The sequence below is a fragment of the Serratia sp. NGAS9 genome, from assembly GCF_009905295.1.
Classification (GTDB): domain Bacteria; phylum Pseudomonadota; class Gammaproteobacteria; order Enterobacterales; family Enterobacteriaceae; genus Serratia; species Serratia bockelmannii.
This window is the reverse complement of record NZ_CP047605.1, coordinates 1,730,952-1,752,331: the sequence shown is the minus strand read 5'-3', so window position 1 is coordinate 1,752,331 and position 21,380 is coordinate 1,730,952. Positions and strand designations below refer to the sequence as shown.

The following is a 21,380-nucleotide window of genomic DNA, read 5'->3' as shown; positions in this document are numbered from 1 at the left end:
ATACCCCGCCATTGGCTCCATGCCGACAGGGTTTAAGGTTACAGGGGTAAAATTTTACCCGATATATTGCGATACCGCTATGACAAATATGACAAAAAGCCAATAGCGCCGCCGCGCTTATTGCTGCGGCAACGCCAACACTTTCTGTGCATACGTCAACGCCTGCTGGATCACTTCTTCGATCGACATGCTGGTAGAATCCAGCACGAGGGCGTCAGAAGCAGGCACCAGAGGCGCGATAGGCCGATTACGGTCACGGTCGTCCCGTTCCTTTATCTCGGCTAAAAGACGTTCAAAGTTAACATTAAAGCCCTTCTCCTGCAACTGCAGCATGCGGCGGTGCGCGCGCTCCTCCGAGCTGGCGTCGAGGAAAATCTTGACCGGCGCGTCCGGGAACACCACCGTGCCCATGTCGCGGCCATCGGCAATCAGGCCGGGCGCCTCGCGAAACGCGCGCTGGCGGCGCAACAGCGCCTCGCGCACGCGCGGAAACGCCGCCGCTTGCGACGCGGTGTTGCCAACGGTTTCGGTGCGGATCTCGTTGCTGACGTCCTCACCTTCCAAAATCACCTGCAGCTTGCCGTCCTGGGCAACGAAGCGAACATCGAGATGTGCGGCCAGCGGAACCAGCGCTTCCTCAGAAGTGATATCCACCTGATGATGCAACGCAGCCAGCGCCAGCACGCGATAGATCGCGCCAGAATCCAGCAAACGCCAACCAAGGGACTCGGCCAACGCTTTACACAGCGTGCCTTTGCCTGCGCCACTTGGTCCATCAACGGTTATCACCGGGGCTGTAGCCGTCATTTCTCTCTCCTTCAGGTAGAAAACCTCACAGAGACACGGCGCGCTTCGACTCGAAGCCCGTGTGCTCTGCCACCTGCCCAATCAGGGGCAAATACGGTGGCGTATTATACGCTGCCCTACGGCAATCTGTTACCCTGGAACTGTCCGGTTGTTGAAAATAAGCGCACAACCGCGAAAAAGTATAGAAGAAACGCCGGTCGCCGAAGGTTAAAAACGATAAAGGCCCACAAAGGGGCCTTAAAATAAACGATTTTACGGGTTACTACGCCGGCTGGCTGATGCGCGCCAACTGTTCGAAATAATCCGGGAAGGTTTTCGCGGTGCATTTCGGATCGAGAATGGTGACCGGGGTATCCGACAACGCCACCAGCGAGAAGCACATCGCCATGCGGTGATCGTTATAGGTACCGATCTCGGCGAACTGCAGTTTGGCCGGCGGCACGACGTGAATGTAGTCCTCACCCTCGTCCACTTCCGCCCCCACTTTACGCAGCTCGGTGGCCATCGCCGCCAGACGATCGGTCTCCTTCACCCGCCAGTTGTAGATATTGCGGATGGTGGTCGGTCCCTCGGCGAACAACGCCGCGGTGGCGATAGTCATCGCCGCGTCCGGAATGTGGTTCATGTCCATGTCGATGCCGCGCAGTTCACCGCGGCTGCACTCGATGAAATCGTCGCCCCAGGTGATGCGCGCGCCCATTTTCTCCAGCACATCGGCGAACTTGGTGTCGCCCTGCACGCTTTTGCGGCCGATGCCGGTCACGCGCACGGTGCCGCCTTTGATCGCCGCCGCCGCCAGGAAGTAGGAGGCGGAAGAAGCGTCGCCCTCAACCAGGTAATCGCCCGGCGCGATATACCTCTGGCGCCCCTGGATATGGAACACCCGGTAGTTGTCGTGGCTCACCGATACCCCGAAGGCACGCATCAGATGCAGCGTGATGTCGATGTACGGCTTGGAAACCAACTCGCCCTTGATGTGGATCTGCGTATCCTGCGGCGCCAGCGGCGCGGTCATCAGCAACGCGGTCAGGAACTGGCTGGAGACGCTGCCGTCAACGGTGACGTCGCCGCCCTGGAAGCCGCCGCGCAGGCGAATCGGCGGATAATCGGTCTGTTCGAGGTAATCAATCTGCGCCCCGCCCTGGCGCAACGCGTCCACCAAATGGCCGATCGGACGTTCTTTCATGCGGGGTTCCCCGGTCAGCACCACGTCGCCTTCGCCGAGGCACAGCGCCGCCGCCAATGGGCGCATCGCGGTGCCGGCGTTGCCGAGGAACAGTTCCAGCGGCTGGTCGGCCACCAGCGGCCCGGCCACGCCGGTCACTTCGCACACGGTACGATCGGCGGAAAGTTGATAGTCCACACCCAACGCCTGCAACGCGTTCAGCATATGACGCACGTCGTCGCTGTCCAGCAGGTTAGTCAGCCGGGTCGTGCCTTTCGCCAGCGCCGCCAGCAGCAGAGCGCGGTTAGAAACGCTCTTCGAGCCGGGTAAGTTGACGGTGCCATTGACCAGGGCGACCGGTTGTAACGTCAGGGAATCCACCATGTGAACAAAACTCTCCAATTCTGATAAACGAAACGGCTCCGGAATAATGCCGGAGCCGCTTTAATGCAAAAGGACAACAGCCTGAGGCAGCCCGCGCCTGGCGGGCTGACGGAATCAACCGTGACGACGTTCGAAGTCGGCCATGAAGTCGGTCAGCGCCTGCACGCCGGCCAGCGGCATCGCATTGTAAATAGAAGCGCGCATGCCGCCAACTACCCGGTGGCCTTTCAGCGCCTGCAGGCCGATGGCCTCGGCTTCGCTGAGGAACACTTTGTCCAGCGCCGCATCGGCCAGTTGGAACGGCACGTTCATCCACGAGCGGTTGGCGATGGCCACCTGGCTGCGGTAGAAGTCGGATTTATCGATGGTCGCGTACAGCAGCTCGGCCTTGGCCTGATTGCGTTTTTGCATCTCCACCAGGCCGCCCTGCTCTTTCAGCCATTTGAACACCAGCCCGGACAGGTACCAGGCGAAGGTCGGCGGGGTGTTGAACATCGAATCGTTCTCGGCCAGCACGGTGTAGTCGAGGATCGACGGCACTTCTTTGCGCGCCTTGCCCAGCAGATCGTCACGCACGATCACCAGCGTCAGGCCGGCCGGGCCGATATTTTTCTGCGCGCCGGCGTAAATCACGCCGAAGCGGCTGACGTCGAGCGGGCGGGACAGGATGGTCGAGGAGTAATCGCCGATCACCACTTTGTCGCCGAAGTCCGGCGTTTCATCGATGGCCACGCCGTCGATGGTCTCATTCGGGCAATAGTGCACATAAGCCGCGTCGGCGCTGAGTTGCCACTCTTTCATCGGCTTGATGCCGCTCAGGCCGTCGATGCGGGTTTTCACGTCGATGACGTTGGGAGCGCAATACTTTTCCGCTTCCTTGATGGCGCTGTGCGCCCAATAGCCGCCGTCGATATAGTCGGCGGTAGCCTTGTCGCCCAGCAGGTTCAGCGGCAGAGCGGCAAATTGTGCGCGGGCGCCGCCGTGGCAAAACAGCACCTTATAGTTGGAGGGGACTTTCAGCAGATCGCGCAGATCCTGTTCCGCCTGCTCGGCAACGGCGATGAATTCTTTGCTGCGGTGACTGATCTCCATCACTGACGTGCCCAGGCCGTGCCAGTTGCACAGTTCCTGTTCCGCACGACGCAACACTTCCACCGGCAGCATCGCCGGGCCAGAGCTAAAATTATAAACCTGAGTCATTTCCCCTCACCACATTCACTGTTCGCCGCAGAAAAGCGACCTGTCGAAAAGATGCCCGAAGTTAACGCTCGCGTTAACCAACCCATCGGTTTTATCACTCACGCCCCATGGCTGCAACGCTTATTCGCCCGCCGGCGGCAAACGGTCGCGCCGGGTGATGACAGGCTCTGCGGCCATCGCGATTGTTTGGACGATAAAACCCTGCGACATGGGGAAATTCAGCGGGTTAACGCGGTGCTTTATGCTGTATTCAGCCGAGATGGCTGCGGGAACCCGGTCGGCCCCCGCAGGAGAGAAAACGATCAGTACTGATTGAACATCTGCTGGATTTGCTTCGCGTCTTTGGCTTGCGTCAGCGCGAGCTGCAGCAAAATGCGCGCTTTTTGCGGATTCAGCGTGCCGGCGGCCACGAAGCCGTACTTGGCGTCGTCCACTTCCGCATCTTCGGTAGTGGCGCCGGTCGGTACGCGCGAAGAACGCACCACCGCCACGCCGTTGTGTGCCGCCGTCGCCAGTGTGTCGAACACCGTTTTATACAGGTTGCCGTTGCCGACCCCGGCGCTGACGATGCCCTGGTACCCTTCGGCGATCAGCGCCTTGACCGGCGCATCGGAGGCGTTGGCGTAGTTGTAGACGATACCGACCTTCGGCAGTTCGTTCAGCTTGCTGACGTCGAACGGCGTATCACGGGTATGCTTGCGCTGCGGTGAGCGCTGGTAATCGACCTTGCCGTTGTGGATATACCCGAGCGGGCCAAAGTTCGGCGACTGGAAGGTCTGCACGGCGGTGGTATTGGTCTTGGTGACGTCGCGCGCGTCCAGCACGGTGTCGTTCATCGCCACCAGCACCCCGCGGTTGGCCGATTGCGGATCTGCCGCCGTCACCACCGCATTATACAGGTTGAACGGGCCATCGGCGCTCATCGCCGTCGCCGGCCGCATCGCCCCGACAAGCACCACCGGCTTGTCGCACTTCACCGTCAGATCGAGGAAATAGGCCGTCTCTTCCAGCGTATCGGTGCCGTGGGTGATGACGAAGCCGTCGGTTTTGCCGCAGTCGGCGTCAATTTTCTTCACCAGCGTCAGCCAGACCTGATCGTTCATGTCCTGCGAGCCGATGTTCACCACCTGCTCCCCCTGCACGTTGGCGATATCTTTCAGCGCCGGCACCGCATCGACCAGCGCCTCGACACCCAGCTTGCCCGCGGTATAGTTAGATTTCGTCGCCGAATCGCCGCCACCGGCGATGGTGCCGCCTGTCGCCAGCAGGGTGATGTTGGGCAGCGCCAGCGCCGAGGCGCTGACGCCGGTCAACAAGAGGGTTAACACGCTGAGTTTCACTGATTTCATTAGATTTCTCCGTGACAGATAACTCGCTGAATTATGGCCTTTATCCTTAAAAAAACTGTGACTTTGCCACCGCTTTAGGAATACGTGGAGCTCCAGCGTAAAACCCCGTATCATTGCGCGTTTTTAGTACGCGCAAAAAGTGAAGACAATGACGCAAACTTTTATCCCCGGTAAAGACGCCGCTCTGGAAGACTCCATCGCCCGTTTCCAGCAGAAACTGAGCGACCTCGGTTTCAACATCGAAGAAGCCTCCTGGCTGAATCCAGTGCCGCACGTGTGGTCGGTGCACATTCGCGATCGCGATTGCCCGCTGTGCTTCACCAACGGCAAAGGCGCCAGCAAAAAAGCCGCGCTGGCCTCTGCGCTGGGTGAATATTTCGAGCGCCTGTCCACCAACTACTTCTTCGCCGATTTCTATCTGGGCAAGCAGATCGCCGAAGGCGACTTCGTGCACTACCCGAATGAGAAATGGTTCCCGATCCCGGCGGACGATACGCTACCGGCCGGCATCCTCGACGAGCGTCTGCACGCCTTCTACGATCCGCAACAAGAGCTGAGCGCCAGCGATCTTGTCGATCTGCAATCCGGTAACGCCGATCGCGGCGTGTGTGCGCTGCCGTTTACCCGTCAGTCCGACCAGCAAACCGTGTACATCCCGATGAATATCATCGGCAACCTGTATGTTTCCAACGGCATGTCCGCCGGCAACACCGCCAACGAAGCGCGGGTGCAGGGCCTGTCGGAAGTGTTCGAGCGCTATGTGAAAAACCGCATCATCGCCGAATCCATCAGCCTGCCGGCGATCCCGGACGAAGTGCTGAATCGCTATCCGGGCGTGGTGGAAGCCATCGCCAAACTGGAAGAGGAAGGTTTCCCGATCCTCTCCTATGATGCCTCGCTGGGCGGCAACTACCCGGTAATCTGCGTGGTGCTGTTCAACCCGACCAACGGCACCTGCTTCGCCTCGTTCGGCGCGCACCCGGACTTCGGCGTGGCGCTGGAGCGCACGGTAACCGAGCTGCTGCAGGGCCGCAGCCTGAAAGATCTCGACGTGTTCACCGCACCGACCTTCGATGACGAAGAAGTGGCGGAACACACCAACCTGGAAACGCACTTCATCGACTCCAGCGGCCTGATCTCCTGGGATCTGTTCAAGCAGGATGCGGACTATCCGTTCGTTGACTGGAGCTTCAGCGGCAGCACGCAGGAAGAGTTCGCCACCCTGATGAGCATCTTCGACAAAGAAGACGCGGAAGTGTACATCGCCGACTACGAGCACCTGGGCGTCTACGCTTGCCGCATCATCGTGCCGGGCATGTCCGATATCTATCCGGCAGAAGACCTGCTGCTGGCCAACAACAGCATGGGCGCGCACCTGCGCGATACGCTGCTGGCGCTGCCGGGCAGCGAGTGGGAGCCGGAAGAATACCTGGCGCTGATCGAGCAGTTGGACGATGAAGGGCTGGACGATTTCACTCGCGTACGCGAACTGCTGGGTATTGCCAGCGGCAAAGACAACGCCTGGCATACCCTGCGCGTGGGCGAGCTGAAGTCGATGCTGGCGCTGGCGGGCGGCGATCTGGATCAGGCGCTGATTTGGACCGAATGGACGCAGGACTTCAACGCCTCGGTGCTGAGCCCGGCGCGCAGCAACTACTACCGTTGCCTGCAAACGCTGCTGCTGCTGGCGCAGGAGCCTGAGCGCGAAGCGGCGCAATACTACACCGCGTTCGTGAAAATGTACGGCCAGGAAGCGGTGGACGCGGCCTCGGCCGCCATCAGCGGTGAAGAGCGCTTCAACGGGCTGTTCGCCGTCGATGCCGATCTGAAGGCGCTGCCGGCCCATCAGGCGCTGCTGGCGGCCTACGAGAAGCTGCAGGCGGCCAAGCGCCGTCACTGGGCCAAGGCCTAATCGCCATTGGGGGTACCGCCACTTTTGGGGTACCCTCCCCGGTCAAACGCCGCACTCCGCTGCGGCGTTTTCATTTTGCGGTTTATTTCAACGCATTCTGTTTTATTTTCCCGCAGGAAAATAGGCGGTTAAACGAGCATAAGAATAAATAAACCGGCGATTGTTGCCGGACGGTGAAATAATAATTAACCGATAATTAAACTTTCAGCGACGAACGGCGACAAAACGCCTAAAAATTTAACTTTGACACCCTCGGCACATCGGGTGGATTCAAAAAAAATTGCAAACATTAAAAAATTGTTTTTTGTTTAAATTCAATAAATTAACCATAAAAACCACACAGAAAACATGCCTTTTTGGCGCTCTACTTCCCCGCCTTATGATCCAAATCAAATTTTCCCCTATACTGCTTTGCTAGTATCTCATTGCGTTGTTTTAACCCTTAAGAGCGAGAGTTAGTTTGAAAACTGACAGCCCATTCGATCTGATTTTACCTGCGGCAACGGCGAAAATCGCTGAAGATGCCGGCGTGTATAAAGCCACCAAACATCCGCTGAAAACGTTTTATTTGGCGATCACCGCCGGTGTCTTCATTTCCATCGCCTTCGTTTTCTACATCACGGCGACCACCGGCACCGCCGGCGTGCCTTTCGGGCTGGCGAAACTGGTCGGCGGCATCTGCTTCTCTCTCGGGTTAATGCTGGTGGTGGTATCGGGCGCCGACCTGTTCACCTCTACCGTACTTATCGTCATCGCCAAGGCCAGCGGCCGCATCAGCTGGGGCCAACTGGGCGCCAACTGGCTGAACGTTTATCTCGGCAACCTGGTCGGCGCGCTGTTCTTCGTGGCGCTGATCTGGTTCTCCGGCGAGTATATGGTCGCCAACGGCCAGTGGGGCCTGAATGTTCTGCAAACCGCAGACCACAAGCTGCATCACACCTTTATCGAAGCCGTCTGCCTCGGCATTCTGGCTAACCTGATGGTCTGCCTGGCGGTCTGGATGAGCTACTCCGGCCGTACCCTGACCGACAAGATGCTCGCCATGGTGCTGCCGGTCGGTATGTTTGTCGCCAGCGGCTTCGAACACAGCATCGCCAACATGTTTATGATCCCTATGGGCATCGTGGTCAAACACTTCGCCACGCCGGAGTTCTGGCAAGCCGTAGGGGCGGTACCTGAGCAATTCGCTCATCTGACAGTAAGCAACTTCATCATCGACAACCTGATTCCGGTCACCATCGGCAACATCATCGGCGGCGGCCTGTTGGTTGGGTTGACTTACTGGGTAATTTATCTGCGCGGGGGTCGCGAACAGCACTAAGCTGTGAGTTACCGCGTGCAGAGTTAGAAATCCACAATCAAAGGTAGGTGTACAATGACCGAACTTAACGAGAAATTAGCCAACGCTTGGGAAGGTTTCAGCAAGGGTGACTGGCAGAATGAAGTCAACGTTCGTGACTTCATCCAGAAAAACTACACGCCTTATGAAGGTGACGAATCCTTCCTGGCTGGCGCAACTCAAGCCACCACCACCTTGTGGGACAAGGTTATGGAAGGGATCAAACTGGAAAACCGCACTCACGCGCCGGTTGATTTCGACACCAACGTTGCTGCAACCATCACTTCTCACGACGCGGGTTACATCGCCAAAGAGCTGGAAACCATCGTAGGTCTGCAGACCGACGCGCCTCTGAAACGCGCGCTGATCCCGTTCGGCGGCATCAAAATGGTCGAAGGTTCGTGCAAAGTGTACGGCCGCGAACTGGATCCGCAGCTGAAAAAAGTGTTCACCGAATACCGTAAAACCCACAACCAGGGCGTATTCGACGTTTACACCAAAGACATCCTGAATTGCCGTAAATCCGGCGTGCTGACCGGTCTGCCAGATGCCTACGGCCGCGGCCGCATCATCGGCGACTACCGCCGCGTGGCGCTGTACGGTATCGACTTCCTGATGGCCGACAAACTGAACCAGTTCAAATCGCTGCAGGAAAAACTGGAAAACGGCGAAGATCTGGAAATGACCATCCAGCTGCGTGAAGAGATTGCTGAACAGCACCGCGCTCTGGCTCAGATCAAAGAGATGGCCGCCAAATACGGTTACGACATCTCCGGCCCGGCCACTAACGCGCAAGAAGCGGTGCAGTGGACCTACTTCGGCTACCTGGCCGCGGTGAAATCCCAGAACGGCGCCGCCATGTCCTTCGGCCGCGTATCCACCTTCCTCGACGTGTTCATCGAGCGCGACATCAAGGCGGGCAAACTGACCGAAGAGCAAGCGCAGGAACTGATCGACCACTTGGTGATGAAACTGCGTATGGTGCGCTTCCTGCGTACCCCTGAGTACGATGAGCTGTTCTCCGGCGACCCAATCTGGGCGACTGAATCCCTGGCCGGTATGGGCGTCGACGGCCGTACCCTGGTCACCAAAAACAGCTTCCGCTTCCTGAACACCCTTTACACCATGGGGCCGTCTCCGGAGCCGAACATGACCATCCTGTGGTCTGAGAAGCTGCCGCTGAACTTCAAGAAATTCGCGGCGAAAGTGTCCATCGACACATCTTCCGTACAGTACGAAAACGACGACCTGATGCGTCCTGACTTCAACAACGATGACTACGCCATCGCCTGTTGCGTCAGCCCGATGATCGTCGGCAAGCAAATGCAGTTCTTCGGCGCCCGCGCTAACCTGGCGAAAACCATGCTGTACGCCATCAACGGCGGCGTTGACGAAAAACTGAAAATGCAGGTCGGCCCGAAAGAAGCGCCGATGATGGACGAAGTGCTGGACTATGACAAAGTCATGGCCCGCATGGACCACTTTATGGATTGGCTGGCCAAGCAGTACGTGACCGCGCTGAACATCATTCACTACATGCACGACAAGTACAGCTACGAAGCTGCGCTGATGGCGTTACATGACCGTGACGTTTATCGCACCATGGCTTGCGGCATCGCCGGTCTGTCCGTTGCGGCCGACTCCCTGTCCGCCATCAAGTACGCGAAAGTCACCACCATTCGCGACGAAGACGGCTTGGCTATCGACTTCAAAGTGGAAGGCGAGTATCCGCAGTTCGGTAACAACGACGCACGCGTCGATGACATCGCCTGTGACCTGGTGGAACGTTTCATGAAGAAAATTCAGAAACTGCGCACCTATCGCAACGCGGTACCGACCCAGTCCGTACTGACCATCACCTCCAACGTGGTGTACGGCAAGAAAACCGGTAACACCCCGGATGGCCGCCGCGCAGGCGCACCGTTCGGCCCAGGTGCCAACCCGATGCACGGCCGCGATCAGAAAGGCGCAGTAGCCTCCCTGACCTCGGTAGCCAAACTGCCGTTTGCCTACGCGAAAGACGGGATCTCCTACACCTTCTCCATCGTGCCTAACGCGCTGGGTAAAGACGACGACGTGCGGAAAGCCAACCTGGCGGGCCTGATGGATGGTTACTTCCATCATGAAGCCTCCATCGAAGGCGGTCAGCACCTGAACGTCAACGTAATGAACCGCGAAATGCTGCTGGACGCGATGGAAAACCCTGAGAAATACCCTCAGCTGACCATCCGCGTCTCCGGTTACGCCGTGCGCTTCAACTCGCTGACCAAAGAGCAACAGCAGGACGTCATTACTCGTACCTTCACTCAAACGATGTAATACGCCAACCGGGCGGGAAACCGCCCGGTGCCAACGTCAGGGCCGGTTCTGCCGGCCCTTTTCTCCCACCGCTCTCCCCTGACTCTGTGCGAGTCTGTTTTGCCGGACATCTATACTGAATGGATAGCCGGCAAAACAGTTATCCGGCAACTGACCGGCCGACAGGCATCATTACCCCCGGTGGCGGCTCCACCCGCTGCTGCATCGCAGATACCTGGCCGGCGGCCACGCGCCTATTTTTAGACTGCGTTTGACAGTCAATATTGGAGAAAACCCCGCAATGTCAGTAACTGGTCGCATCCACTCCTTCGAATCCTGCGGCACCGTCGATGGGCCCGGGATCCGCTTTATCGTCTTCTTCCAGGGCTGCCTGATGCGCTGCCTCTATTGTCATAACCGCGACACCTGGGACACCCACGGCGGCAAAGAAGTGACCGTCGAAGAGCTGATGAAAGACGCGGTGGCCTACCGCCACTTCATGAACGCTTCCGGTGGCGGCGTCACCGCGTCCGGCGGCGAGGCGATCCTGCAGGCTGAATTCGTGCGCGACTGGTTCCGCGCCTGCCATGCCGAAGGCATCAATACCTGCCTGGACACCAATGGCTTCGTGCGCCGCTACGATCCGGTGATCGACGAGCTGCTGGACACCACCGATCTGGTGATGCTGGATCTGAAACAGATGAACGACGATATCCACCAGAATCTGGTCGGCGTCTCCAACCACCGCACGTTGGAATTCGCCCGCTACCTGGCGAAACGTAACCAACGCACCTGGATCCGTTACGTGGTGGTGCCGGGCTGGTCAGATGATGACAAATCGGCACACCTGCTGGGCGAGTTCACCAAGGACATGACCAACATCGAGAAAATCGAGCTGCTGCCCTACCACGAACTGGGCAAGCATAAATGGATAGCGATGGGGGAAGAGTACAAACTGGACGGCGTACATCCGCCGAAGGCCGAGACCATGGATCGCGTCAAAGGCATCCTGGAAAGCTACGGTCACAAAGTGATTTACTGATTGGCGCACGCCAAAAGAAAAAACCGGCTCATGGCCGGTTTTTTTATGCTCAGGCGGCGGCGAACGGCGTGTGGTGGTGATCCGGCTTCTGCTTTTTCAGCAGCATCAGCAGGTAAACCAGCGCTACGGCGGCGATCATCACGAACAGCACACGGTCGGAGTAGTTTTGCATCAGCAGCGCCGTCATCGACGGGCCCAGCAGGCTGCCGATGGTGTAACTCATCAACAGCGCCTGGTTCATCGCCACCAGTTCGTGCGGCAGCGCCTTCTCGCAGGCCCAGGACATCGCCACCGGATACAGGGTAAAGCCGGCGCAGCCGAGGATGAACAGCGAAGGCGCCATGGCGTAGTTGCCGAGCATCGCCACGCTGGCGAGGATCACCACGAACACCTGAATGCGCAGCACCAGCAGGCGCCCGTAACGATCGGCCAGGCGCCCGACCGGCCATTGGCCGACGATGCCGGAGCTGACCAACAGCGCCATCCAGTAACCGACGTTAGCGTCGCTCATGCCCTGATGAGAGAGATACAGCGGCATCAGGCCATACAGCGAACCGAGCACAATGCCGGAGATGATGCAGCCGTTGATGCCCAGGCGCGCGCTGCGGCGTCTCAACATTGTCCATACCGCCGCCTGCTGCGGCTCGTCTTCATGGCGGTTTACCCGCGCGAACAACATCGGCAACATGGCGCTGATCACGATCGCGGTCACCCACGGCACCACATGCAGCAATTCGGTCGAGGTCATGCTCAACAGTAATTGGCCGGTCACCGTACCGAGGTAATAGACAATCATATAGGCCGCCAGCAGCTGGCCGCGGTTGCTCAAATTGCCGCTGCGCAAAAGCGCGCTCTCCACGATCACCCAGATCCAGGCGCAACCGACGCCGGCGAAGAAGCGCCAGCCCAGCCAGCTCCAGAAATCGATCGACAGCACCATGCCGGCGGTCGCGGCGGCGAACAGCAAACAAGAGAGATGATAGCTGCGGGTGAAGCCGACGCGCTGGATCAGTTTGCCCGCCACCAACGTGCCCAACAGGTTACCGCTGAAATAAGAGGAGCTGACCATTCCCACCTGCCAGGTTGACAGCTGAGCATGGGTTAACCAAAGCGGCACTAACGTATTCAAAACGGCAATGGATACCGTGAGCAGCAAAAGGCCGCAGAGCAATAGGAGCACTGGGCGGGAGTATGCGGACATAGTGAAATTGTGACCGAACGCGCAATGAGAGTGCGCGCATCATGCCACTGGCGATAAAAAAGTCAATCGCCTCTTATCATTCCACCGCACGATTTGTTTCCGGCTAACCGGCTGAAAAAGCGCTATGCTCAGCGCAGAGCGAATTTGACGACGGAGAAGCAAGATGAGTCAGGCAAATGATGCGGCGGTAGAGGCCCTGCTGGCGGACATCGGCAGCACGCAAGGTGACCTGCTGGCCATTATGCAGCAGGTGCGGCGGATTGCTGCGGCGAGCGGCAACGGCGTAACCGAATCGGTCAAATACGGCGGCATCATGTTCTCGCATAGCCAATTTTTCTGCGGCGTTTTCGCCTATCGCCACCACGTCACGGTGGAGTTCGGCCACGGCTACCGATTGGAAGATCGTTATCACCAGCTCGAAGGCAGCGGCCAGTATCGGCGGCACATCAAGCTCCACTCGCCCGACGAGGTGAAAAGCAAGCATCTGGCGGACTACATTCAACAGGCTTATGCGCTGGCGACGGGCTGAATTCTCGACATAAAAAAAGCGCCCGCAGGCGCTTTTTTCGTGGTTTGCCGTTTAGCCGATATATTCCAGGCCGCCCATATAAGGACGCAACACTTCAGGCACCTGAATGCGACCGTCGGCCTGCTGGTAGTTTTCCAGCACCGCCACCAGCGTACGGCCGACCGCCAGGCCGGAACCGTTCAGCGTGTGGACCAGACGCGGCTTCTTGTCGGCCTTGCTGCGGCAGCGAGCCTGCATGCGGCGCGCCTGGAAGTCCCACATGTTGGAGCAGGACGAGATCTCGCGGTAGGTGTTCTGCGCCGGCAGCCACACTTCCAGATCGTAGGTCTTGCAGGCGCCGAAGCCCATGTCGCCGGTGCACAGCAGCACCTTGCGGTAAGGCAGGTTCAGCAGCTGCAGCACTTTTTCCGCATGGCCGGTCAGCTCTTCCAGGGCATCCATCGAATCTTCCGGACGGACGATCTGCACCATTTCGACCTTGTCGAACTGGTGCATGCGGATCAAACCGCGGGTGTCACGGCCGTAAGAACCGGCTTCCGCACGGAAGCATGGCGTGTGCGCGGTCATCTTCAGCGGCAGAGTTTCCTCTTCGACGATCTCGTCGCGCACCAGGTTGGTCAGCGGCACTTCCGCCGTTGGGATCAGCGCGTAGTTGCTGCTGTCGGCTTCTTCTTCCAGCGGACGGGTATGGAACAGGTCTTCGCCGAACTTCGGCAGTTGGCCGGTACCGTACAGCGTGGCGTGGTTGACCAGGTAAGGCACGTAGGCCTCCAGGTAGCCGTGCTGCTCGGTGTGCAGATCCAGCATGAACTGGGACAGCGCGCGGTGCATGCGGGCGATTTGCCCCTTCATGACCACGAAGCGCGAACCGGTCAGCTTAACCGCGGCGGCAAAATCCAGCCCGCCGGCCATTTCGCCCAGATCGACGTGATCGCGCACCGCGAAGTCGTACTGGCGCGGTTCGCCCCAGCGGGTGACTTCCAGGTTTTCACTGTCGTCTTTACCATCCGGCACGGCGTCGTCCGGCAGGTTAGGCAGCGTCAAGGCGTAATCGCGGATCTCGCTCTGCAGCGTGTCCAGCTCTGCCTTGGCGGCATCCAGCTTGTCACCCAGCTCGTTCACTTCGCGACGCAGCGGCTCGATGTCTTCCCCACGCGCTTTGGCTGCGCCGATGGATTTCGATCGGGAGTTGCGTTCCGCTTGCAGCGTTTCAGTTTCTACCTGCAGAACTTTGCGGCGTTCTTCCTGCGAACGCAGCAGATCCAGATCGAGTTTAAAGCCTCGGCGAGCCAGTTTGACGGCGACTGCGTCTAGCTCATTACGCAGCAGATTGGGATCGAGCATGCTAATCCTGTGCTTGTTGTTATTGAAAGAAGTGTTGTTGTTCTATGCGGCTGATTTATAGCCGCATAAAAGAAGAGTGATACCCGCTAACCTTACCGCAACGGCCTCGCTAGCGGTAGCGTTTTGTCGGGCTATTTTGATCCTGCTCAGCCAGCCATGCCAACTTTTCGCCGATTTTCCCTTCAAGCCCACGCGAGGTCGGTTGATAGTAGCGTGTCTTGGCCATTTCGGGCGGGAAATAGTTCTCGCCGGCGGCGTAGGCGTTGGGTTCGTCGTGGGCGTAACGGTACTCCGCCCCCAGCCCCATCTCCTTCATCAGCTTGGTCGGCGCGTTGCGCAGGTGCTCCGGCACGTCATAATCGGCCTGCTCTTTGGCGTCGCGCATGGCGGCCTTGAACGCGGTGTAAACCGCGTTGCTCTTCGGCGCGCAGGCCAGGTAAACAATCGCCTGCGCGATGGCGCGCTCGCCCTCTGCCGGCCCCACGCGGGTGAAACAATCCCAGGCGGCGATCGCCACCTGCATGCCGCGCGGATCGGCGTTGCCCACGTCTTCAGAGGCAATCGCCAACAGACGGCGCGCCACATAGAGCGGATCGCCGCCGGCGGTAATAATGCGCGCATACCAGTACAGCGCGGCGTCCGGCGCCGAACCGCGCACTGATTTATGCAGCGCGGAAATCAGGTCGTAATAACGGTCGCCCTTGTTGTCGAAGCGCGCGCTGCGCTCGCCTGAAACCTCTTTCAGCAGCTCCGGCGTCAGCACCCGCACGCCTTTGGCATCGATCTCCGCCATGTCCGCCATCATTTCCAGGCTGTTCAGCGCCCGGCGCGCATCGCCGCCCACCAGCTCGGACAGCAGGCGGCGCGTTTCCGCCGGCAACTCGACGTTCTGATTGCCAAAGCCGCGCGCCTTGTCGCTCATCGCCTGATCCAGCACCTGGCCGATATCTTCGGCGGTCAGCGCCTTCAACAGGTAAACGCGGGCGCGGGACAACAGCGCCGAGTTCAGTTCGAACGACGGGTTTTCGGTGGTGGCGCCGATAAAGGTGATGGTGCCGTCTTCGATGTGCGGCAGGAAAGCGTCCTGCTGGCTCTTATTGAAACGGTGCACTTCGTCGACGAACAGGATAGTGCGGCGGCCGGCGTCGCGATTTTGCCGCGCCCGCTCGATCGCCTCGCGGATCTCCTTGATACCGGAGGTCACGGCGGAGATCCGTTCGACATCCGCCTGACCGTAACGGCCGATCAGCTCTGCCAGCGTCGTCTTCCCGGTGCCCGGCGGCCCCCATAAAATCATCGAGTGCAGCTGCCCGGCCTCGATGGCGCGCGGCAGCGGCTTGCCGGCGGCCAGCAGATGCTGCTGGCCGATATACTGCGCCAGCGTGGTCGGGCGCATACGCGCGGCCAGCGGCTGGAACTCATTCTGGGAAAAATCGAGCGACAGATTATTACTCACTTGCACCTCACTGGCGCTGGTCGTCCAGCGTCACCCCCTTCGGCGGGGTAAATTTGAATTTGGCCGGATCGGCGGCAACGTTCTGCTGGCTTTTCAGCGTGTAGGAACTGCGCTGACCGTCCTGCTCCACCGCGGCAAAGCTGCGGATGGTGCCGCTGTTGGTCACGCTGATGGCGAATTGCTTCAGGTTGCCGCTGGCGGATTTTGGCGTCAATTCGAAATCATCGCCCTTTTGCTTCACGTTGTACTGCTTCCAGTCGCTGGCGTTATTGCGGGTGATCAGCATAAACGGCGTATTGCCGGTGGCGTTCTTCAGCCAGGTCGCCGTCACCTGCTCGACGAACGGGTTGTAGAACCACAGGGTCTGGCCATCGGAAACCAGCACGCTCTCATCGGGTGACGTCATGTGCCAGTTGAACAGGTTCGGCCGCTTCACCCACAGCTCGCCTTCACCCTGTTGCACCGCGGCGCCTTCAGCGCTGGTCACGGTTTGCGAGAAGCTGGCGTGGAAACTGTTCACCTTCGCCAGGCGACTTTGTAGATCCTGTGCAGCATCGGCCAGCACGGAGGTAGAAGCGAATCCCGAAAGCAGACAGCAGGCAACTAACAGTTTTTTCATTATTCCAGATACCTTATGAAATGCGTTAACCGCAGGGCGACGCCGTGCGGGTCAATCAACCCTTTACTCCGTTACTTTACCTGAAGCCGGCGATCGGCCGGTAGGCCAATGTTCCGAGAAGAAACGGGTTTACGCTTCTTTGCACAAGGGCCGCTTAAGCGGCCCTTTCTTATTGAATTGCAATGGCTAAGCGAGCATCAATCGTGCCGCGGCGGCGCCAGCACCTCGCGGTTGCCGTTGTGCCCCTGCTCACTGACGATGCCCTGCGCCTCCATCTGTTCGATGATGCGCGCGGCGCGGTTATAGCCGATGCGGAACTGGCGCTGTACGCCGGAGATGGAGGCGCGGCGTTTATCCACCACGAAATCCACCGCCTGGTCAAACAACGGATCCAGCTCTTCGTCGCCGTCCATCCCGCCACCGGCACCGCCCTCGCCATCTTCGCCGCCGCTGAGAATGCCCTCTTTATATTGGGGCCGCTCGCGCGCTTTCCAATCCTTGACCACCGCGTGCACTTCCTGATCGCGCACGAATGCGCCATGTACACGCACCGGGATCGAGGAGTTCGGCGCCAGATAGAGCATGTCACCCATACCCAGCAAGGACTCGGCCCCCCCCTGATCGAGGATGGTGCGGGAGTCGATCTTGCTCGACACGGTAAAGGCGATACGCGTCGGAATGTTGGCCTTGATAAGACCTGTGATCACATCTACCGAAGGACGCTGGGTCGCCAGCACCAGGTGGATACCCGCCGCACGCGCTTTTTGCGCCAGGCGAGCGATCAACTCTTCAACCTTCTTGCCAACCGTCATGATCAGGTCGGCGAATTCGTCGACCATCACCACGATGTACGGCTCCTTCTCCAACACCGGCGGCGTGATGTCCATGCTGTCGGTCGGTTTCCAGAACGGATCCGGGATCGGACGCCCCATCGCTTCGGCCTGATCGACACGCTCGTTGTAGCCGGCCAGGTTACGCACGCCCAGGGCAGACATCAGTTTGTAGCGGCGTTCCATCTCACCCACGCACCAGCGCAGCGCGTTGGCGGCGTCTTTCATGTCGGTGACCACATCGGTCAACAGGTGCGGAATACCTTCGTAAACCGACAGCTCCAGCATTTTCGGGTCGATCATGATAAAGCGCACTTCTTTCGGCGTGGCTTTATACAGGATGCTCAGGATCATGGCGTTGACCCCGACCGACTTACCGGAACCGGTGGTACCGGCGACCAGCAAGTGCGGCATTTTGCCCAGATCGGCCACCACCGGTTCGCCGGAGATGTCCTTACCCAATACGATGGACAGCGGCGACGGGTTGTCGCGGAAGGCCGGGCAGTCCAGCACTTCGCGCAGGTACACCGTTTGCCGCTTGGCGTTCGGCAGCTCCAGACCGACATAAGGCTTACCGGGGATCACTTCCACCACGCGCACCGCCGAAGTCGACAGCGAGCGCGCCAGATCGCGCGACAGGTTGGAAATGCGCGCCGCTTTAACGCCCGGCGCCAGATCCAGCTCGAAGCGGGTGATGACCGGCCCCGGCAGGATATCCACCACGTCGGCTTTTACGCGGTAATCGGCCAAACTGGCCTCCACCAAGCGCGCTTTCTGTTCCAGCGCGAAGGAGTCGACCGGCTCCACCTCTTTCGGCGCTTCGGTCAGCAGATCCAGCGTCGGCAGCGGCGTGGTCGGCTTCTGCAGCGGCTGATCGTTGCGCATCAGGAACGGGTGAATCAGGCTGTCCATCGCCGGGTGCGGCTCAGCCGGAGCTTGCTGAGGCTGCTGCTGAACCGGTTGCTGTGGCTGCTGATATTGCTGCTGCGACGGCTGTTGATACTGCTGTTGTTGCTGCGGCTGCTGATAAGATTGCTGCTGCGGCTGTTGGTATTGTTGCGGCTGCGTATGCGGTTGCTGGGCAGCCGGCGCCGCAGGCTCAAACTGGCCAAACGGCACGTCGTCCTCTTGCTCGCTTTGCTGTTCAATGCGCTCTTCAAGCTGTGGGGACAGCGTGAACATCGGCTCGCTCGGGCCATCGTCCACTAAATCCGCCATCGGCGAGAAGCTGAAAGCATTACGGGTATCGACCGGGCTGGCGGCCGGCGCCTGCGGGGCAGTCTCTTGCTGGCCATAACGCGCCTGCTGCTGCTCGGCGAAAGCCTGACGCAGCGCAGCCTCTTGCCGCGCCTCTTCATCGTCCTGTTGGACTTCACCGTAACGTTGGTTCTGTTGTTCGGCGAACGCTTTACTCAGCTCGGCTTCCTGCTGAGCCTGTTCATCATCCTGCTCCGGCGCGTAGCTTTCGCCATAGCGCTGGCTTTGCTGTTCGGCGAACGCCTGGCGCAGCGCGGCTTCTTGCTGCGCCTCTTCTTCCTGCGGGCTCACCGCCGTCGGCTGTTGAGGCTCCGCCTGGCGCTGTTCCTGTTCGGCAGCACGCTGCGAAGGCAGCTTGATGCCGTAGGAAGCCAGCTCACGACGGGTCGGAATACGCACCGGATTCGGCCGCGGCAACTCAGGGCCGATACCCTGTTTAACCTGAGAATTGCCGTCGCTGGTCGCCGTGAAGGCCGGCATAAAGGTCGCCGCCGCGGCGCCCACAGCGGCAGCGGCTGCCGTATCCAGTTGTGGCTTGGCGCCGGTGGCGCTGAAACCACCTGCTCCGCTGACGTCGGCACTGTCGCGCTGCGCGGCGGTAAAATCAAAGGGAGAACGCGCTGCCGGCTGCGGGGCCGGCTCTTGCCAATTGCCCAGGCGCGGCTCATCGTCATCCTGATAAGGATCGATAGGGCGCGTCGCCTTAGGCGCTGGTGTTTCTTCCGGGATTTCGAAGGAATACAGCGGCGGCGTGGCGTCTTGCGCCGGGGTGCTCACCGGGTGCTGATTGACCGAGGCCGGCGCGGCCGGCGCCACCGTTATCGACGGCGCCTGTGTGGCGATCGGCGCGGCAACGGGCTCGTGGATCTCTGCCTTCACCGCTGGTGCAGGCGAAGCCGCCGGCGCGATTGGCGCGGCGTCGGCTTCAACCTCACTATCGTCGGCTCGCAGGCCGCTGAGCAACGGATCGGCGGCGTCTTCCCCCGCCTCTTTGGCGCTTTCGGTGACCGAGGGTGCGGAGAACAGCACGTCGTCATCGGCAGCCGCGGCTCCGGCGGCGGTCGCCGCAACCGCTGCAGCGGCGCCCTTCCCTGCCTGCTCAGGCTCGTCGTCAACGTAACGCTCGTCATCCTCGAAATAGCGATCTTCGCGGCGTGAGCGATTGGTCATCACCGTCGCGACGCCCAACACCGCACCGCCGATCTTCTCGGCGATCACCAGCCAGGACCAGCCGGTAAACAGCGTCAGCCCCGCCGCCCACACGCACAGCAGCGCCAGCGTAGCGCCGATGCCGTTGAACCACGGCAACATGGCGTTGCTCAGCAGGCTGCCGATCACGCCGCCGGAAGCGAAGTAATAGAGATCGTCAACGTTCAGCGCCGCCAACCCGCAGGAGGTAAGCACTAACGCCAAGGTACCGATCAGGCGCAGGGAGAGCGCGAAATAGTCGACGTAGTCTTTGTTGCCGCGTTGGCGATAGGCTGCCCAGCACAGGATCAGCATGATCGGCGGTATCGCGTAGGCGAGCACCCCGAAGGTGAAGAACAGCGTGTCGGCCAACCAGGCCCCAACACCGCCGCCCAAATTGTGAATCGGCTCATGCCACGCGGTCTGCGACCAGCTTGGGTCAGACGGATTGAAACTGACCAACGCAGCCATGAGGTAAACGGCAAAAATCGCTACCACGATAAGCGCAGCCTCCAGCAAACGCCGGCCACTGCTGAGTCTTTTCAGGGTAACTTCTTTATCTTCTGTATATTCCTGGCTCAAGAAAGGCTCTCCAGGTTCCTGTTAGCTGACATAGCAACAGCGCCGAGAAGCTTCCCCGGCGCCGAAACTGTATGAATAAACAGGAGTGTAACCAATTTAATCAGGTTTTGCACCTGCACCTTACCGTGTTTTGATAACCAGACGGTTACTCTGTTTCACTTCTTCCATCACTACGTAGGTACGGGTGTCGTTAACCCCCGGCAAACGCAGCAAGGTTTCGCCCAGCAGTTTGCGGTACGCCGACATGTCCGGTACGCGGGTTTTCAACAGGTAGTCGAAATCACCGGAAACCAGATGACACTCCTGAATCTCTTCAAGCTTCTGCACTGCCGAGTTGAATTGCTCAAACACATCCGGCGCGCCACGGTTCAGCGTGATCTCCACGAAAACCAGCAGGGACGCATCCAGATAATGCGGGTTAAGCAATGCGGTATAGCCATGAATGAAACCCTGGCGCTCGAGACGGCGCACGCGTTCTAAACATGGTGTCGGGGATAACCCCACGCGCTTCGAAAGCTCGACGTTCGAAATACGCCCATCCTTCTGCAGCTCATTCAGGATGTTGCGGTCGATACGGTCGAGATCTTTACCCGGGCGTTTCTTGTTGTCTGCCATTATTATTGTCTCTCTTATTTTCTTCCGTGCACTTGCCACACCCTAGCCAACGTCAATGTGTAAGGGTTCGTTCCAAGCGAAGACCCGATGCCTGTCATATGCTTCTTCACTACCATCATTCCACGCCGCGCAGCCTGTCTGTCCAACCCCGCGCGACGCCGGCAACGACGTTTAGGTCGAGAAAAAATCAGCAAACGCTTGCGCGCCCTGCTCCGCACATCCACCGCGCATTGCCGCCTCGCGGCGCAAATACGTACGATTTG

General features: G+C 59.4%; 15 protein-coding genes. 5 read left to right on the top strand and 10 right to left on the bottom strand.

The window, feature by feature from the left end; genetic code table 11:
- Window positions 1-117: 117 nt before the first annotated feature.
- The 4 genes from cmk to ansB all read right to left on the bottom strand — a co-directional run bounded on the left by cmk (window position 118) and on the right by ansB (window position 4,905).
- A complete protein-coding gene (gene cmk / locus GUC32_RS08440; protein ID WP_028127992.1) occupies window positions 118-807 on the bottom strand; it encodes a (d)CMP kinase in 690 nt (229 codons plus the stop codon).
- A gap of 262 nt (window positions 808-1,069) precedes the next feature.
- Window positions 1,070-2,356 carry a 3-phosphoshikimate 1-carboxyvinyltransferase gene (gene aroA, locus GUC32_RS08435; protein WP_369435679.1) on the bottom strand — a complete coding sequence of 429 codons (1,287 nt, stop codon included), beginning with the start codon at window positions 2,354-2,356 and terminating at the stop codon, window positions 1,070-1,072.
- A gap of 114 nt (window positions 2,357-2,470) precedes the next feature.
- Entirely contained in the window at window positions 2,471-3,556 is a 1,086-nt protein-coding gene (serC, locus tag GUC32_RS08430; RefSeq protein ID WP_033633446.1) for a 3-phosphoserine/phosphohydroxythreonine transaminase, read from the bottom strand.
- Between the two features lie 302 nt (window positions 3,557-3,858).
- Window positions 3,859-4,905, bottom strand: a complete 1,047-nt coding sequence (gene ansB / locus GUC32_RS08425; protein ID WP_043137688.1) for an L-asparaginase 2 — start codon at window positions 4,903-4,905, stop codon at window positions 3,859-3,861.
- A 148-nt stretch (window positions 4,906-5,053) separates the two neighbouring features.
- Between ansB and ycaO the strand changes: the two genes are divergently transcribed.
- From ycaO to pflA, 4 genes are all read left to right on the top strand, one after another.
- Complete coding sequence (gene ycaO, locus GUC32_RS08420) at window positions 5,054-6,817, top strand: 30S ribosomal protein S12 methylthiotransferase accessory factor YcaO (RefSeq protein WP_043137692.1); 1,764 nt, start codon at window positions 5,054-5,056, stop codon at window positions 6,815-6,817.
- Window positions 6,818-7,277: 460 nt separating this feature from the next.
- Window positions 7,278-8,138 (top strand): formate transporter FocA, encoded by an 861-nt coding sequence (focA, locus tag GUC32_RS08415; protein ID WP_019454548.1) that lies wholly within the window; start codon window positions 7,278-7,280, stop codon window positions 8,136-8,138.
- Window positions 8,139-8,192: 54 nt separating this feature from the next.
- Window positions 8,193-10,475, top strand: coding sequence for a formate C-acetyltransferase (gene pflB / locus GUC32_RS08410; RefSeq protein ID WP_049208015.1), 2,283 nt, complete (start codon window positions 8,193-8,195; stop codon window positions 10,473-10,475).
- Between the two features lie 280 nt (window positions 10,476-10,755).
- Complete coding sequence (gene pflA / locus GUC32_RS08405) at window positions 10,756-11,496, top strand: pyruvate formate lyase 1-activating protein (protein WP_016928325.1); 741 nt, start codon at window positions 10,756-10,758, stop codon at window positions 11,494-11,496.
- Window positions 11,497-11,545: 49 nt separating this feature from the next.
- Here the strand turns inward: pflA and GUC32_RS08400 are convergent, their stop codons facing one another.
- Window positions 11,546-12,697 (bottom strand): MFS transporter, encoded by a 1,152-nt coding sequence (locus GUC32_RS08400; protein WP_004928291.1) that lies wholly within the window; start codon window positions 12,695-12,697, stop codon window positions 11,546-11,548.
- Between the two features lie 163 nt (window positions 12,698-12,860).
- Here GUC32_RS08400 and GUC32_RS08395 point away from each other — a divergent pair, with 163 nt between their 5' ends.
- On the top strand, window positions 12,861-13,226 hold the full coding sequence (locus GUC32_RS08395) for a DUF1801 domain-containing protein (protein WP_025302271.1): 366 nt from the start codon (window positions 12,861-12,863) through the stop codon (window positions 13,224-13,226).
- 51 nt (window positions 13,227-13,277) lie between these two features.
- Here the strand turns inward: GUC32_RS08395 and serS are convergent, their stop codons facing one another.
- From serS to lrp, 5 genes are all read right to left on the bottom strand, one after another.
- Window positions 13,278-14,570, bottom strand: a complete 1,293-nt coding sequence (gene serS, locus GUC32_RS08390) for a serine--tRNA ligase (RefSeq protein WP_025302270.1) — start codon at window positions 14,568-14,570, stop codon at window positions 13,278-13,280.
- Window positions 14,571-14,679: 109 nt separating this feature from the next.
- Window positions 14,680-15,966, bottom strand: coding sequence for a replication-associated recombination protein A (locus GUC32_RS08385; RefSeq protein ID WP_049208098.1), 1,287 nt, complete (start codon window positions 15,964-15,966; stop codon window positions 14,680-14,682).
- A gap of 67 nt (window positions 15,967-16,033) precedes the next feature.
- Window positions 16,034-16,645 carry an outer membrane lipoprotein chaperone LolA gene (gene lolA, locus GUC32_RS08380; protein WP_004928303.1) on the bottom strand — a complete coding sequence of 204 codons (612 nt, stop codon included), beginning with the start codon at window positions 16,643-16,645 and terminating at the stop codon, window positions 16,034-16,036.
- Between the two features lie 197 nt (window positions 16,646-16,842).
- Window positions 16,843-20,502 (bottom strand): DNA translocase FtsK 4TM domain-containing protein, encoded by a 3,660-nt coding sequence (locus tag GUC32_RS08375; RefSeq protein WP_369435678.1) that lies wholly within the window; start codon window positions 20,500-20,502, stop codon window positions 16,843-16,845.
- 120 nt (window positions 20,503-20,622) lie between these two features.
- Entirely contained in the window at window positions 20,623-21,117 is a 495-nt protein-coding gene (lrp, locus tag GUC32_RS08370) for a leucine-responsive transcriptional regulator Lrp (RefSeq protein ID WP_004928318.1), read from the bottom strand.
- Window positions 21,118-21,380: the final 263 nt, after the last annotated feature.